13 protein-coding genes, 1 pseudogene and 1 riboswitch are annotated in these 13,928 nt (G+C 59.7%); of the genes and pseudogenes, 9 read left to right on the top strand and 5 right to left on the bottom strand.

What is annotated here, in order from left to right; translation table 11 throughout:
• From ACQZ2L_RS24730 to ACQZ2L_RS24715, 4 genes and pseudogenes are all read left to right on the top strand, one after another.
• Window positions 1-770 (top strand): annotated as a pseudogene (locus ACQZ2L_RS24730) (hypothetical protein); the annotation flags it as partial.
• Complete coding sequence (locus tag ACQZ2L_RS24725; protein WP_430328261.1) at window positions 770-2,002, top strand: DUF6708 domain-containing protein; 1,233 nt, start codon at window positions 770-772, stop codon at window positions 2,000-2,002. The pseudogene ACQZ2L_RS24730 and the gene ACQZ2L_RS24725, both read left to right, overlap by 1 nt.
• Window positions 1,992-2,411 (top strand): hypothetical protein, encoded by a 420-nt coding sequence (locus ACQZ2L_RS24720; protein ID WP_430328260.1) that lies wholly within the window; start codon window positions 1,992-1,994, stop codon window positions 2,409-2,411. Before ACQZ2L_RS24725 ends, ACQZ2L_RS24720 begins: the two co-directional genes overlap by 11 nt.
• A complete protein-coding gene (locus tag ACQZ2L_RS24715; protein WP_430328259.1) occupies window positions 2,398-3,603 on the top strand; it encodes a DUF6708 domain-containing protein in 1,206 nt (401 codons plus the stop codon). The genes ACQZ2L_RS24720 and ACQZ2L_RS24715 overlap by 14 nt, the downstream gene beginning before the upstream one ends.
• 95 nt (window positions 3,604-3,698) lie before the next feature.
• On the opposite strand, the gene ACQZ2L_RS24710 is transcribed toward ACQZ2L_RS24715, so the two are convergent.
• Genes ACQZ2L_RS24710 through purM form a run of 3 tightly spaced genes read right to left on the bottom strand, consistent with a single transcriptional unit; the run spans window position 3,699 to window position 6,126 of the window.
• Complete coding sequence (locus tag ACQZ2L_RS24710) at window positions 3,699-4,409, bottom strand: DUF3108 domain-containing protein (RefSeq protein WP_430328258.1); 711 nt, start codon at window positions 4,407-4,409, stop codon at window positions 3,699-3,701.
• Between the two features lie 8 nt (window positions 4,410-4,417).
• A complete protein-coding gene (gene purN, locus ACQZ2L_RS24705) occupies window positions 4,418-5,068 on the bottom strand; it encodes a phosphoribosylglycinamide formyltransferase (RefSeq protein ID WP_101321743.1) in 651 nt (216 codons plus the stop codon).
• A complete protein-coding gene (purM, locus tag ACQZ2L_RS24700; protein ID WP_430328257.1) occupies window positions 5,068-6,126 on the bottom strand; it encodes a phosphoribosylformylglycinamidine cyclo-ligase in 1,059 nt (352 codons plus the stop codon). Before purM ends, purN begins: the two co-directional genes overlap by 1 nt.
• A gap of 338 nt (window positions 6,127-6,464) precedes the next feature.
• Between purM and ACQZ2L_RS24695 the strand changes: the two genes are divergently transcribed.
• From ACQZ2L_RS24695 to ACQZ2L_RS24675, 5 genes are all read left to right on the top strand, one after another.
• Window positions 6,465-7,517: a DUF2066 domain-containing protein gene (locus ACQZ2L_RS24695; protein ID WP_430328256.1), complete on the top strand. Its 1,053-nt coding sequence runs from the start codon at window positions 6,465-6,467 to the stop codon at window positions 7,515-7,517.
• A gap of 17 nt (window positions 7,518-7,534) precedes the next feature.
• A complete protein-coding gene (locus tag ACQZ2L_RS24690) occupies window positions 7,535-8,608 on the top strand; it encodes an AI-2E family transporter (protein ID WP_430328265.1) in 1,074 nt (357 codons plus the stop codon).
• 157 nt (window positions 8,609-8,765) lie between these two features.
• Entirely contained in the window at window positions 8,766-9,470 is a 705-nt protein-coding gene (gene hda / locus ACQZ2L_RS24685; RefSeq protein ID WP_101321740.1) for a DnaA regulatory inactivator Hda, read from the top strand.
• Between the two features lie 127 nt (window positions 9,471-9,597).
• Entirely contained in the window at window positions 9,598-10,233 is a 636-nt protein-coding gene (locus ACQZ2L_RS24680) for a C40 family peptidase (RefSeq protein WP_430328255.1), read from the top strand.
• A 134-nt stretch (window positions 10,234-10,367) separates the two neighbouring features.
• Window positions 10,368-10,904 (top strand): C40 family peptidase, encoded by a 537-nt coding sequence (locus ACQZ2L_RS24675; protein ID WP_430328253.1) that lies wholly within the window; start codon window positions 10,368-10,370, stop codon window positions 10,902-10,904.
• A gap of 716 nt (window positions 10,905-11,620) precedes the next feature.
• On the opposite strand, the gene ACQZ2L_RS24670 is transcribed toward ACQZ2L_RS24675, so the two are convergent.
• Together ACQZ2L_RS24670 and ACQZ2L_RS24665 are read right to left on the bottom strand one after the other, a co-directional pair.
• Complete coding sequence (locus tag ACQZ2L_RS24670; protein WP_430328252.1) at window positions 11,621-12,937, bottom strand: PQQ-dependent sugar dehydrogenase; 1,317 nt, start codon at window positions 12,935-12,937, stop codon at window positions 11,621-11,623.
• An 81-nt stretch (window positions 12,938-13,018) separates the two neighbouring features.
• Window positions 13,019-13,597 (bottom strand): hypothetical protein, encoded by a 579-nt coding sequence (locus tag ACQZ2L_RS24665; protein ID WP_430328251.1) that lies wholly within the window; start codon window positions 13,595-13,597, stop codon window positions 13,019-13,021.
• A gap of 150 nt (window positions 13,598-13,747) precedes the next feature.
• Window positions 13,748-13,900: riboswitch (cobalamin riboswitch) on the top strand.
• The last annotated feature ends 28 nt before the right edge of the window (window positions 13,901-13,928 follow it).

Raw genomic sequence — 13,928 nt, 5'->3', positions numbered from 1 at the left:
GCTTGAACGGCGCGCACAGCAACAGCTTCTACCGCCTGCGGGTCAGCAGCGCGCTGCTGTTGCTGGAGGCGAGTCTGTTGCTGCTGCAAGGCAGGCGAGAAGACAAGGATCGACGGTTCTGGAGCGAAGTGGCTGCGGGGGCGTTGACGAGTGCGGCGGCGGGGATGGAGTTGTTGGCGGTGGGGACAGAGCAGGTATTAGCAACTCTTGGCCAAAGGAGCGCATCAGCGCGGGGAGCATATATCAGTTTGGGTCGTTATCGCTTTTGGGGGGCAGCGATGGCAAATGCCGGCGGGCTGATAAGTATTTGGTGGGATATCCAAGATGGTATCAAACTAGCAGGAGAGGCGAGCACTGATCTAACACCGAGAAGAGGTTTACTTTTTACTGCTTACGCGTCCAGAGTGACAGCGACCTTTTTATTACTAGGCGCACAAAGTGCTCTGGCGTTCTCTCAAGCTGGACCGTTGTTCACATGGTGGGCATCCAGAACAGGAAACCCCGCACTCACAGCAGCGATCCAAGGTCTGTCAAACACGTCTGCGCGTCTAGCAGCCAATCGTGTAGCTCTAACACTCCTCGGCCGAATAGGCTGGCAAGCAGGTGTGATCATCCTCGCGGCCACTGTAATCATAATAGTGCTGGATGAAGATGCTTTTGAAAAGTGGTGCGACAGATGCTGCTTCAGCCTAAAAAAAGAAGTGGACAGATACAAGAAAGACTCGGATGAGCTGTCAGCCTTGTTCAACGCCACTAGCGAGGTCTTATAATGTACCTTATTGAGTGGATGATGTGGAGAAGCATTTTAGAATCAGCAGAAACTCGGAAAAAATACAAGCATATCAACACTAAGCGCATCCCGGATATTTATGAAAGCGATGAAGCTGAAGCGCTGGTAGCTGCTCGAAAGGTTGTGAGCAATACTCCAAAAAGTCGAGGTCCGGTGTACATTTTCAACGACCAGACGCTCGAAATTAGATGCGGTATGTGGGAAAGCAAGAGAGGGCTCATTACGACTATCTCCGCGCCACTGATCGCAGTACTAATCCTGGGAGGCGTGGGGGCGGCCGACTTTCTGATCACCGCGATTGACATCCTATACGAACAGAACAAATGGTCGTTCACGCACTGGTATGTTTCAGCATTCCTAACCATTCTTGTTTCGTCTGTCTCATGGTTTTATGCGAAATATGGGTTTACCTTCACCTGCTTTGAATTATTCACTTCCCGTCACTTATTGATTCGTTTCAACCGAAAAACACAGCAAGTATACTTACATCGCCCGGTCAATTGTGGCGGGATCGTGACTTTGCCCTGGGCCGGGATCAACGCCTCAGCTACTGACAAGATACATTCCACTGATGACAGTATCGGAATGCCCCTTGCACTTTACTGGCTCCCGCGCTGGACTGGAACCTTACATATAGAAACTGCTTGGGTTGGCAAAGTCGCCAATAATCACGCTGAATTACGACATGAATGGGAATTCATCCGCCGATTCATGGAAGTAGGCCCCGAAGGCCTCCCGCGCCCGCGAATTACCTCACACTTCCCTTGGCCCTGGCAGGCATTCACCCCCCAATTCGAGGGACTTACCCACTACTTCCGACGCTCTTCGTGGATCATCAAGCTAGGCCTTGTTCTTATCTCGCCCGCCTTCCTAATTCTCGGCCTGGGCCACTGGCTAAGTCTGCTGCTGTGCTGGAAACCTCGCTGGCCAAAAATCATCCGCGAAGCGGGGCTGCCCGGAAAACCCATACCGCCGCTAACCACTCTGGCCGACAGGCCGCCTCACATCCAGGAACGCCTGCGTGAAAACGCCCATCTCTGGGCCGTGCGCCCAGGCCAGCGGCCGGCCAAAAAACCACGGAGCACTCGCCGTAGCCCTAAGGACGATTCACGGTTGTCGCCATCCGGAACATCCATCCGGGATGAGACGAGCGCCTCGGCACAAAATCCATCCTCCGATCAAGTAACTGAGCACTATGACCGTGAGCGTTGAAGTAACGTTTGTTCGAGACAGTACATACGTTCAGTTGGGCTTGTTCGAGACTTTCTGTCGCGGAGCGCAACGCCAGGCCGAAGGTCGATCAGGCGATTACATGATGTGGCGGCAGCATCCGCGACTGTTTGCAGCGCTTGATTTCTATGACCAGGAAGAGCTCACCAGCGGTCTGTGCTTTGCGCACCAGTCCGGCCTGTGCGTATTGAGTATGGAGGGCGTTCTCCAAGGCGCGCAATTGCTCAGCCGCTGGTGGCAGAGCGGCGAAGTTGAAGCGAGCAATCTGGCCATGCGCGCGTATGTTAGAGTTTCTTCAGTCGAGCCGATGGGAAGAGATTTGGCAATAATAGCGAAGAGCTTTCGGAATTATTCAGGGCCATGCAAGGTGTGCTGTAATGTATTTTCTTGAATGGTTGTCGTGGCAGGGCATGCTGGAAACTTCAGCCTCAAGAAAAAATGACAGTGTCAGTGATCGAATACATAAAAAACCGCGAAAGGCTCTGTACGAGAGCGATATCTCGGAAGAAAATATCGCGTCCCGGTTAAGTGTAAGCACTACACCTAGGACAAGAGGTCCAGTCTTCGCCTGTGGGAATCACATATTGGAGCTTCGCTGCGGTTTGTGGGAAGCCAAAAGAGGGCTGCTCACCATTCTGACGGCTACCGTCGTACGGGTGCTTTCAGGCTTCTTGTACATCCTTATTACACTTTCCATTGAACATGTTAACGCCGTATTGGGAAATACCGGAGAGCAGCACTGGAGTACTGTACTGTTAATAATGGCGTTAGGCTTTCTTACGCTGGCAGGAGGGTATCTTTACTTGAAGTACGGCCTGCGCTTCACTCGGCTCGAAACATTCACCTCACGGCACATGCTAATCAGATTCAATCGCACGACTCAGCAGGTCCATCTTCATAGACCAAGTTATTGCGGAGGTATTGTCACTTTGCCTTGGGAGGGTGTGATTTATTCCGGGATCGCCATGAAATCCAATGCTGCAGGAGTGGGTATTCCATTAAGTCTCCACTGGCCGGTCAGCGTAACCGGCACTTTGCACCCAGAGTTCGCTTTCGTCGGTAAGATGTGCAACAACTCATCTGAAATGCACGACGAGTGGGAATTCATCCGCCGTTTTATGGAGTCAGGCCCTGACGGCCTCCCGCGCCCACGAATTACCTCACACTTCCCTTGGCCCTGGCAGGCATTCACCCCGCAATTCGAGGGGCTTACCCATTACTTCCGTCATTCTTCATTGATCATCAAGTTAGGCCTCATCCTTATCTCGCCCGCCTTCCTAATCCTCGGCCTAGGCCACTGGCTAAGTCTGCTGCTGTGCTGGAAACCTCGCTGGCCAAAAATCATCCGCGAAGCAGGGCAGCCAGGCAAACCCATCCCACCGCTGACGACCTTGACCGACAGGCCGCCTCACATCCAGGAACGCCTGCGTGAAAACGCCCATCTCTGGGCCGTGCGCCCAGGCCAGCGGCCGGCCAAAAAAACACGTGTTGCCCGTAGGCCAGCGAAAGCCGACAACCGATCCACCAGAGCTGAGGAGTCTTTCACCGATGAACTCCATCGTTCTGATGAACACTCTCGATAAGCCCCCACGTCCAGCGCAAGAGCACTCAAATTCAACCCATAAAAAACCCCACATCAAAGTGGGGTTCTTCACAGCGGATTCAGCTCAAGACAACATCAATTGCCTTTGACCGACCGCCCATCAACCGTACCATCCTGCAGCACGATCACGTATTCCTTGCCATCAGTCTCGACCTGACGCAACTGCACCAGCAGATAATCCCAATCCTTGGCAAACCAAAGCTCGGTAATCCGCTTGCTCTGGCTAGGATCACGCACGCGCTCGACCTTGATCGCATCGACCTGCCCAGTCTTGGTAATCACCTTTTCAGTGCCCAAAACCCGGAAGTCATAGGTATCGATCTCGTCGCCATCGACCACCTGATACGACACACTCTTCTTGCCCGCAGCTACATCATGCTGCAGCGCCAGTTGATACGAAGACTTGTCCAGCACGCCACGATTCAACGGTAGACTCACCGCATCACCACGGTCGCTACCGGTGACCTTCTTGCTCGCCCAGTCAAAGTCCAGGTCGACTTTCTTCGCCTTGCCCAGGCCACCGCGTTCGAAGTGGTAGGTCTGCGGCAACAGCGCATCCTTGTCCACCCGTACGGTGCTTTGCTCGGTCAAGCTGGCAATCATCATCGAAGCCTTGAAGTTCAGGCTCCAGGTCCCGTTGGCATTCTTCACCAGGCTACGCTCGGCGGTGCCGCTCATGGGCAGCTGCTTCCAGTCGGCGGTGTAGCTGGCCGAGAAGGGCTTCAGATCAGCTGCCTGAAGAGGCAGGGCAAGCACGGCGAGAGCCATCAGCAGGGCGCGACGCATAAAATCTCCTAGGGACGAATCAAGTGACCGCTGGCCGCCAGCGGCTGGCCATCCAGTAACGCACCGTGCTCGCCCAGACGCAAGCGTCCTTCGGCGAACCAGCGCACCGCCAGCGGGTAGATCTGGTGTTCCTGGTGGTGAACCCGGGCTGCCAGGCTTTGCACGGTGTCATCTGCTGCCACCGCAACCACTGCCTGTACGACCAGAGGCCCGCCATCGAGTTCCTCGGTGACAAAGTGCACGCTGCAACCGTGCTCGCCATCACCCGCTTCCAGCGCGCGCTGGTGGGTATGCAGGCCTTTGTACTTGGGCAACAACGAAGGGTGGATATTCAGCAGGCGGCCTTGATAGTGACGCACGAAACCGCCACTGAGGATGCGCATGAAACCGGCCAGCACCACCAGGTCCGGGGTGAAACCGTCGATCAGCGCCATCAGCGCTGTATCGAAGGCCTCACGACCGGTGAAACCCTGGTGCTCCAGCACCGCAGTCGCGATGCCGGCCGCTTTGGCCCGTTCCAGGCCATAGGCATCGGCGCGGTTGGAGATCACTGCGCAGATGCGCACCGGGCCGTCTGGCTTGCAGCTGTCGAGCAGCGCCTGCAGGTTGCTGCCGGAACCCGACAGCAACACCACAACATTACAGGTCTTGCCCGGCATCAGTGCGCCTTGAGGTTCTGCAGGTCGACCTGAGGTGCGCCTTCGGCGGCATCGGCGATCTGGCCGATCACCCATGGCTGCTCACCGGCTGCACGCAACACGTTGAGGGCGTTTTCGACCTGGTCCTGGCCAACGCAGATGACCATGCCCACGCCGCAGTTCAGCACGCGGTGCATTTCGTGCTCGTCGACGTTGCCTTTTTCCTGGAGGAAATCGAACACTACAGGACGCTGCCAGCTGGCCACGTCGATGATCGCTTGGGCGTTTTTCGGCAGAACACGCGGGATGTTGTCGAGCAGGCCACCACCGGTGATGTGGGCCATGGCTTTGACGGCGCCAGTGTCCTTGATCAGCTTGAGCAGCGGCTTGACGTAGATGCGCGTTGGCGCCATCAGCAGGTCGGCCAGCGGCTTGCCGTCGAGTTGGGTGCTCTCGATGTCGGTCGCGGAGACTTCGAGGATCTTGCGGATCAGCGAGTAGCCGTTGGAGTGCGGGCCGGACGAAGGCAGGGCGATCAAGGCGTCACCGCTGGCGACTTTCGAGCCATTGATGATCTCGGCTTTTTCCACCACACCGACGCAGAAGCCGGCCAGGTCGTAGTCTTCACCTTCGTACATGCCAGGCATCTCGGCAGTTTCACCACCGACCAGCGAGCAGCCAGCCAGCTCGCAACCTGCGCCGATACCGGTTACCACGGTCGCTGCAACGTCAACGTTGAGCTTGCCGGTGGCGTAGTAGTCGAGGAAAAACAGCGGCTCGGCGCCGCAGACGATCAGGTCGTTGACGCACATGGCGACCAGGTCCTGGCCGATGCTGTCGTGGCGGTTCAGGTTCAGTGCCAGGCGCAGCTTGGTACCGACGCCATCGGTGCCGGAGACCAGCACCGGCTGTTTGTAGCCGGCCGGGATCTCGCAGAGGGCGCCGAAGCCGCCCAGGCCACCCATGACCTCAGGGCGTGCGGTGCGCTTGGCCACGCCCTTGATGCGTTCGACCAGTGCTTCGCCGGCGTCGATGTCTACACCGGCGTCTTTGTAGCTCAGGGAGGGTTGCTTGCTCATTGATCCAGGCCTTTAGAGGTAGGGATACGGAAAAACGACCGCGACGGCCAAGGCCGGCTGTTGCAGCGGCGGCTGCCTGTTCGTCACTGGTCTGCGAAGGCGCGCGATTTTATCAGGGTTGCCGGGCAGCGGCCATCCTCAGGCCGACGGGCAGGGCGGTAAATGTTTAAAAACATCCTTTCATGGGCCGCGACTGGTTGCCTGGCCGGTCGCTGTATAAGGTATAGGTATGGCGCGGGGACAAAACTGCCGGCGGTACGGAGCGATCGACGGGCGCTGCGGTCACAGCCAGCAGGTACAGGGCTCCGCGCCCTCGTTCATCTGGACAGGAATCCTTCATGCGTCTTCTCAATTACCTGGCTGCCGGTTGCCTCGCCTTGCTGGCCAGTGCGGCCCAGGCCGAAAGTGTTGCCGGGCTTTATCAAGTACGTGAAACGGTCGACGGCCAGGGCAGCGAAGCACGCACCCAGGCTACCGCGCGTGCCCTTGATACGTTGATTCTGCGCCTGACCGGCGACCCGAAGGCGCCGCAATCGCCGGCCCTGGCCGCCTTGCGCAAGGACCCGCAACAAATCATCAATCAGGTTGGCAACGAGGCCGGCCCGCCCGAGAGCGTGCTGGTCGAGTTTGACGCAGGCAGCACCGAGCGTGCCCTGCGTCAGGCTGGCCTGGCCTTGTGGGGCAGCAATCGGCCGTCGATCATCAGTTGGTGGCTGAACGACAGCGTCGACGGCAGCAGCCTGGTCGGCGACGGCCAGAGCGCCGCCGAGCCGCTGCGCCGCGCTGCGCAACATCGCGGCCTGCCGCTGCGCTTGCCGTTGGCCGACCTGCAGGAACAACTGGTCGCCAATGCCAAGCAGCTGGAAGGCAAGGACCCGAGCGCGCTGCGCGAAGCCTCCGAGCGTTACGCTGCCGATGCGCTGTTGGCCGTGCACGCTCATGAAGCCGACGGCAAGTGGCAGGGCAAATGGCAGCTGTGGCTGGGTGATCAGAGGGAGCAGGGCGATGCCGAGGGCGCTGATCAGGCTGCCTTGGCCGACGCGGTGATGCTGGCGGTGAGTACTCGTCTGGCGCCGCGCTATGTCACTCGACCGGGTGCCAGCAGCGAGCTGCAGGTGCAGGTTCAAGGCATGACCCTCAAACGTTATGCCGAGCTCAGTCGCGTGCTCGAACCCTACGGCCCGCGGCTGCAACTGGCCGATGGCGACAAGCTGACCTATCAGGTCAGCGGCAACCGCGAGCAACTGCGCGCCCAGTTGGGCCTGGCCAAACTCCGTGAACTGCCAGCCGAACCCGCCGCCGCACCTGCAGCCCCTGTTACAAATGAACCCGCCGGGGCTGTGCAAGCTCCGGCAGCGAAACCTTTCGATGGCTTGCGCTTTGCCTGGTAAGAGAAAACATGAACATGATGACTGATCAGCGTCGTTGGGTATGGCTGGGCGTGGCCCTGGTAGTGGCGGTACTGCTATATAGCCTGCACAACATCTTGTCGCCGTTTCTGGTCGGCATCCTTCTGGCGTATCTGGCCGACCCGTTGGTCGACCGCCTGGAGCGGGCGGGTCTGTCTCGCACCTGGGGCGTAGTGGTGGTGTTCAGCTTGTTCACGCTGATCTTCATGGCCTTGCTGCTGGTGCTGATCCCGATGCTGGCCAAGCAGCTGGTACGGCTGTACGAGCTGACGCCGCAGATGCTCGACTGGCTGCAGCATGTGGCGCTGCCGTGGGTGCAAACCCGCCTGGGCCTGGCCGATGGCTTCTGGAAGTTCGACAAGATCAAGGCCGCCATCAGCGAGCATATGGGCCAGACCACCGACATTGTCAGTGCGGTCCTGAGCCAGGCTACGGCGTCGAGCCTGGCGCTGCTGGCTTGGCTGGCGAACCTGGTGCTGATCCCGGTAGTGGGCTTTTACCTGCTGCGTGACTGGGACCTGATGATGGCCAAGCTGCGCAGCCTGCTGCCGCGGCAACGCGAGGAGCAAATCGTCGAGCTGGCGGGCGAATGCCATGAAGTGCTTGGTGCCTTCGTTCGCGGGCAGCTGCTGGTGATGCTGGCGCTGGGGGTTATCTATGCCGGTGGCCTGATGCTGGTCGGTCTCGAGCTTGGCTTGTTGATCGGCCTGCTGGCCGGCCTTGCTGCAATTGTGCCTTATATGGGCTTCATCATTGGCATTGGTGCGGCGTTGATTGCCGGGCTGTTCCAGTTCGGCGGCGACCTCTATCCGATGCTGGGCATCGTTGCCGTGTTCATGGTTGGCCAAGCGCTTGAAGGCATGGTCCTGACGCCGCTGCTGGTAGGCGACCGGATTGGCCTGCACCCGGTGGCGGTGATCTTTGCCATCCTCGCCGGCGGCGAGCTGTTTGGCTTCACCGGTGTCCTGCTGGCCTTGCCGGTAGCCGCGGTGATCATGGTGCTGCTGCGCCACGCCCATGAGATGTACAAGGAGTCGGATCTGTACGGCGGCGAAGAAGACCCTCAGCTTTAACGGGGGGAGGGGGCTGCGAGTGCAGCCCCCGCTTCAGTGCAAGCCCTTGATTTTACTTGCCCTCTCGCCGCCGCTGATTGTGCCGCCCGCGCTGCAGGTATAGACTTTGCAGACTTTCCTCCAAGGCCCCCGTGGTCCTCGTGACCGTCAGCCCAGCATGAAACCGATCCAGTTGCCCCTGGGTGTGCGTCTGCGAGATGACGCCACCTTCATCAACTACTATCCGGGCGCCAATGCCGCAGCACTGGGCTATGTCGAGCGCTTGTGCGAAGCCGACGCCGGCTGGACCGAAAGCCTCATCTATCTATGGGGCAAGCAGGGTGTGGGTCGCACCCACCTGTTGCAGGCGGCTACCCAGCGTTTCCAGCAGCGCGGTGAATTGGCGGTATATCTTCCTCTGGCGCAGTTGCTCGATCGCGGTATCGAGCTGCTTGATCACCTCGAACAGTACGAGCTGGTGTGCATCGACGACCTGCATGTGATCGCCGGCAAAGCCGACTGGGAAGAGGCCATGTTCCATCTGTTCAACCGCCTGCGCGACAGCGGCCGACGCTTGCTGCTGGCCGCATCCAGTTCGCCGCGCGAATTGCCGATCAAGCTCGCCGACCTCAAGTCGCGACTGACCCTGGCGCTGATCTTCCAGATGCGCGGGCTGTCCGATGAAGACAAGCTGCGCGCCCTGCAATTGCGTGCTTCACGCAGGGGGTTGCACCTGACCGACGAAGTCGGCCATTTCATCCTCACTCGCGGTGCACGCAGCATGAGTGCGTTGTTCGACTTGCTCGAACGGCTCGATCAGGCTTCGCTGCAGGCTCAGCGCAAGCTGACCATCCCTTTTTTGAAGGAAACGCTTGGCTGGTAAAGGCCTCAAGACAGGGCGTTACAACGCAAAAACGGAAAAGTCACATTTTTTTCGATAAAATTTGCAAATGACCCTGATAGAGGGCATAGTCGCTGCCTCCTTTAGAACTAAAGACACGGTCGTGCACATGCTCAAGCACTTCGCACCCCTCGTGCCACTCGCACTTGTGACCCTGCTTTTTGGCTGCGCCGCGCATAGCCCGGTTTCCCAGCCCCAGGATCACCCACAGGTTGCCGCACATTCTGCAAACCTGATCAAACCTTCCGCTTCTTCGGTCTTCGGCGAAGAGCCAATGGCCACCGAGGAAGACCTCGAGGCATTCTCCAGCAGCAAGCCTTACCAGTTGCCTGCCCTTGCCGACAGCATCCTGGAGCGCGGCATGGCGTTGATCGGCACCCGCTATCGCTTTGGCGGCACCTCGGAGAAGTCCGGTTTCGATTGCAGCGGTTTCATCGGTTATCTGTTCCGCGAAGAGGCTGGTATGAACCTGCCACGCTCGACCCGCGAAATGATCAACGTCGATGCACCCAAAGTAGCCCGCAACAAGCTCAAGCCAGGCGACCTGCTGTTCTTCAGCACTAACGGTCGCGGTCGCGTAAGCCATGCCGGCATCTACCTGGGTGACAATCAGTTCATCCATTCGAGCAGCCGTCGCAGCGGTGGTGTGCGCATCGATAATCTCCAGGATCGCTACTGGAGCAAGACCTTTATCGAGGCCAAGCGCGCCCTGGCCATGGCGCCAACAATGATCTCGCGTAACTGATAGCCAGTTGCTATATTCGCACGGCGGCGATGCTTAAAAAGCTCGCCGCCGTGCGCATTTACAGAAAGCGTCTAATCTAATTTCTCAACTCTTTTCGACTGCGGTCGATCGGCCTCTTACAGGAAGTTTCAGCCATGGTGACAGTGGCGCGCTTCGCATTTCTTTCGCTGGTGGCGATGCTCGCTGCCTGCTCCAGCCGTGCTCCGGCACCGGCGCCTGTGGTTCAGCCACAAATCACCTTCAATCAGCAACCCAACTCTTCGCCGGTTGCTGCCGATGTGTTGTTCCGGGCTATTGGGCTGGTGGGTACGCCTTATCGCTGGGGCGGCAATACGCCAGATTCGGGGTTTGATTGCAGTGGGTTGATTGGCTATGTGTACCGGGATGCTGCGGGTATCAGCTTGCCGCGGTCGACGCGCGAGATGATTGTGATGCGCGCGCCTAGCATTGATGTCAATTCGCTGCAGTCTGGGGATTTGGTGTTCTTTGCTACCGGTGGGGGATCGCAGGTTAGCCATGCTGGGATCTATGTCGGGGAAGGGCGGTTTGTGCATGCGCCGCGGACTGGCGGGACTGTGCGGTTGGATTATCTGAGTAATAGCTATTGGGCCAAGGCTTATTTGCAGGCCAAGCGGATATTGCCGGCTGGGCATCTGGCTCAGAATCCCTGACAAAGCGAATTACGCAGCCCCTGTGGGAGCGGCTTTAGCCGCGAAGGGCTGCGTAGCGGCCCCAGCGATCTCTGCTCGTTCACTGGTGCTGTGTGCTTATCCATTCTCTTTGGTGGCCTTGCGGGCCCCTTTCGCCCTTACGGCGAGTCACTTTTTTGGCAAACGCCCCAAAAAAGTAACCAAAAAAATGCTTGGCTCCACATCCGGCCCCTTCGCTGCGCTGCGGGGTTCCCTCGCTCCGGTCTTGCTCCCGGGAGGACCGCGCTGAACGGGCCATCCTGGCCCGCAGCGCTTGCCGGCCATCCATGGCCGGCACCTCCCTTCGCAAGACCTGCGCTCGGCCTCCTGAGTCGCCGGTGGATCAAGATCAAGAGCACGCTTCGCTGCGCTGGCGCAGAGCGGGTCAGTGTGGGGTTCGCTATGGTGCCTGGCCGTAAGGTTGCCGGGGCCGCTGCGCGCCCCTTTCCGACCGGTCCGGCGCCCCGGCAAGGCCGCTCCTACCCCGACCGTGTCCGCCCAGATTTTCGCGGTCCCTGTAGGAGCGGCCTTGTGTCGCGAAAGGGCTGCGCAGCGGCCCCGGCAGGCTCAAGTAGAGAGTTAATTCCAAAGACCTTGAAAGGGATAGTCCGCATCCGGCCCCTTCGCTGCGGTCTTGCTCCCGGCTGCGCTGGCGCATATCAAGAGCGAACATCAGAAGCAGGGCTGGCAGCGGCCAATTACTTCGCTGCGCTCACTCGCCAGATCACATTGCCCACATCATCCGCCACCAGTACCCCTTCGCGCTGATCGCTGACAACTCCGACTGGTCGGCCCATGGCCTCACCCTTTTCATTCAAGAAACCGCTCAGCAGGTCGAGAGGCTGACCCGCTGGCTTGCCATTCGCATCGAACGGCACAAAGATCACCTTGTAGCCACTGTGCGGCTTACGGTTCCACGAGCCGTGCTGACCAATCAGTGCGCCACGGCCAAACGGTGCTGGCAACAAACCCGGCTCGATAAACGCCAGGCCAAGCGAAGCGGTATGTGGCCCCACGGCGTAATCCGGCACCAACGCCTGGGCTACTTTGACTGGGTCTTGTGGTTGCACCCGCACGTCCACGTTCTGCCCGTAATAGCTGTACGGCCAGCCGTAGAAACCGCCATCCTTGACCGAGGTGATGTAGTCCGGGACCAGGTCGCTGCCGATCTCGTCGCGTTCGTTGACTGCCGTCCATAGCGCTCCGGATTGCGGCTGCCAGGCCAGTCCATTCGGGTTGCGCAGCCCGGAAGCGAAGATGCGGTGGCTGCCGGTTGCGCGGTCTACTTCCCAGATCGCGGCGCGGCCTTGCTCCTGCTGCATGCCGTTCTCTGCCACGTTGCTGTTGGAGCCCACTGTGACGTACAGCTTGCGCCCGTCGGGGCTGGCGATGACGTTCTTGGTCCAGTGGTGATTGAGAGTGCCACCCGGCAGGTCGGTGACCTTCTGCCCGCGGCCGTCGATCTGCAAGGCGTCGGTCACGTAATCGAAGCGCAGCAGCTTGTCGGTGTCGGCGATGTATAGGTCATTGCCTACCAACGCCATGCCGAACGGCGAGTTGAGCCCTTCGATGAAGCGGCTGCGGGTTTCGGCAACGCCGTCATGGTCGCGGTCGCGCAGCAGGGTGATGCGGTTGGCGCTGGGGACGCCGGCACCGGCCAGGGACATGGCGCGTTTCATGAACCAGCCGCGCAGGCCTTTGCCGTCGTCCGGCTTGGCCGGTGCGTTGGTTTCGGCGACCAGCACGTCGCCATTGGGCAACACATACAGCCAGCGCGGGTGGTCGAGTTTATCGGCAAATAGCGCAACCTGAGTGCCGGCCGCTGCAACCGGTTTGCCACCCTGCGGCCAGCCGACCGCCGGCGCGACGTTGACGGTTGGCAGCAGGGTTTTGTTTGGCGCCGGCAACTGCGGCGTGGGGCCGACGCCATCGTTGATCCTAAGGCTCGCGGTCTCGCCGCAGCCGCCGAGGCCTGCGAGCAAGGCGAGCACAACGGCACTGCGCATTCTGTCCATGGGCGGGCTCTCGACAAGGGCTATGGCATACAGAACCATAGCCGCTGGGCGAGGTTCAACCCGGCGCGGCGCAGGGCTGCTTCACGCTTGCTTGAACAGCAACGCTACACCTGGGAAATACTGGCCGAGCTCGTTGTGCAGCTTGCGATAGGCGTACGGGAAGTACCAGGCCACGGCGCAGGCGGTGTGCTTTTGCAGGTCATCGACCAGGTCCTGGAGTTCTTCCGGGCTGGCATGCTGGCCGGCTTTCCACGGGCTGACGAACAGCGCCCCGGCCTTGAGCTGGCTGGCATAGGCAATCGGCTTGGCGGCACTGGTGGTTTCTTGCAGGGCGGCGGTCAGGTCGAGCCGGGCGATGCGCGGCCAGCGCTGGCTGGCGTGCAGGTGGATCGACTCATCGGCGGTGCTGATGGCCAGGTCGCAACGGCCTTCGCGCTCGCCTTCTTCGCGCTGCTTGCTGCTGGCAAACTGGGTCAGCGCGACCAGCTCGGCTTGCCAGGCGGCGGCAGCCAGCAGGCCGACGTTGGCCGCTGCGCCATGCCAGTAGGGCGCGTCGCTGGCATGGTTGAGTTCGGCGAAGCGATCGATGCAGTCGACCCAGCGCTCCAGGGCAGGACGCAAAAACTCCAGGCGCGGGTTGTTGATGATCAGACCTTGCATGCTGCGCACTCCTTATTGTGATTATCGCGGTCAGCTACAGTGATGGCGATATGACATCAATGCTAGCAGTCTGCGCTGTACTGTCGAATCGGCCATTGATCCAGGCCAAACCGGCCTTGTTTCATTGACGCTCCCGGTGCAACCCTCTAACCTTCGCGGCGTGTTTCAGGTGCCCTGCGGACTGCGGTCTGGCGGGGTGAAACTGGGAAGCCGGTACCAGTCCGGCGCTGCCCCCGCAACGGTAGGTGAGCCGCGCAAGTAGCGCTCACGAGCCCGGAGACCGGCCTGTTACTGCCAACGGCATCACGGAGGGTGATGCACAGTTCACTGT

Source organism: Pseudomonas shirazensis, from assembly GCF_050496565.1.
Lineage (GTDB): Bacteria > Pseudomonadota > Gammaproteobacteria > Pseudomonadales > Pseudomonadaceae > Aquipseudomonas > Aquipseudomonas shirazensis_A.
The sequence above is the reverse complement of the archived record's forward strand: the minus strand, read 5'-3'. Positions and strand labels throughout refer to the sequence as shown.

Bases quoted from the DNA above. Each gene is read 5' to 3' on its own strand.
- ACQZ2L_RS24680 (WP_430328255.1), top strand. From the start codon at position 9,598: ATGCTCAAGCACTTCGCACCCCTCGTGCCACTCGCACTTGTGACCCTG.
- ACQZ2L_RS24675 (WP_430328253.1), top strand. From the start codon at position 10,368: ATGGTGACAGTGGCGCGCTTCGCATTTCTTTCGCTGGTGGCGATGCTC.
- purM (WP_430328257.1), bottom strand. From the start codon at position 6,126: ATGAGCAAGCAACCCTCCCTGAGCTACAAAGACGCCGGTGTAGACATC.
- hda (WP_101321740.1), top strand. From the start codon at position 8,766: ATGAAACCGATCCAGTTGCCCCTGGGTGTGCGTCTGCGAGATGACGCC.
- ACQZ2L_RS24665 (WP_430328251.1), bottom strand. From the start codon at position 13,597: ATGCAAGGTCTGATCATCAACAACCCGCGCCTGGAGTTTTTGCGTCCT.
- ACQZ2L_RS24695 (WP_430328256.1), top strand. From the start codon at position 6,465: ATGCGTCTTCTCAATTACCTGGCTGCCGGTTGCCTCGCCTTGCTGGCC.
- ACQZ2L_RS24670 (WP_430328252.1), bottom strand. From the start codon at position 12,937: ATGGACAGAATGCGCAGTGCCGTTGTGCTCGCCTTGCTCGCAGGCCTC.
- ACQZ2L_RS24715 (WP_430328259.1), top strand. From the start codon at position 2,398: ATGTATTTTCTTGAATGGTTGTCGTGGCAGGGCATGCTGGAAACTTCA.
- ACQZ2L_RS24725 (WP_430328261.1), top strand. From the start codon at position 770: ATGTACCTTATTGAGTGGATGATGTGGAGAAGCATTTTAGAATCAGCA.
- ACQZ2L_RS24710 (WP_430328258.1), bottom strand. From the start codon at position 4,409: ATGCGTCGCGCCCTGCTGATGGCTCTCGCCGTGCTTGCCCTGCCTCTT.
- ACQZ2L_RS24690 (WP_430328265.1), top strand. From the start codon at position 7,535: ATGACTGATCAGCGTCGTTGGGTATGGCTGGGCGTGGCCCTGGTAGTG.
- purN (WP_101321743.1), bottom strand. From the start codon at position 5,068: ATGCCGGGCAAGACCTGTAATGTTGTGGTGTTGCTGTCGGGTTCCGGC.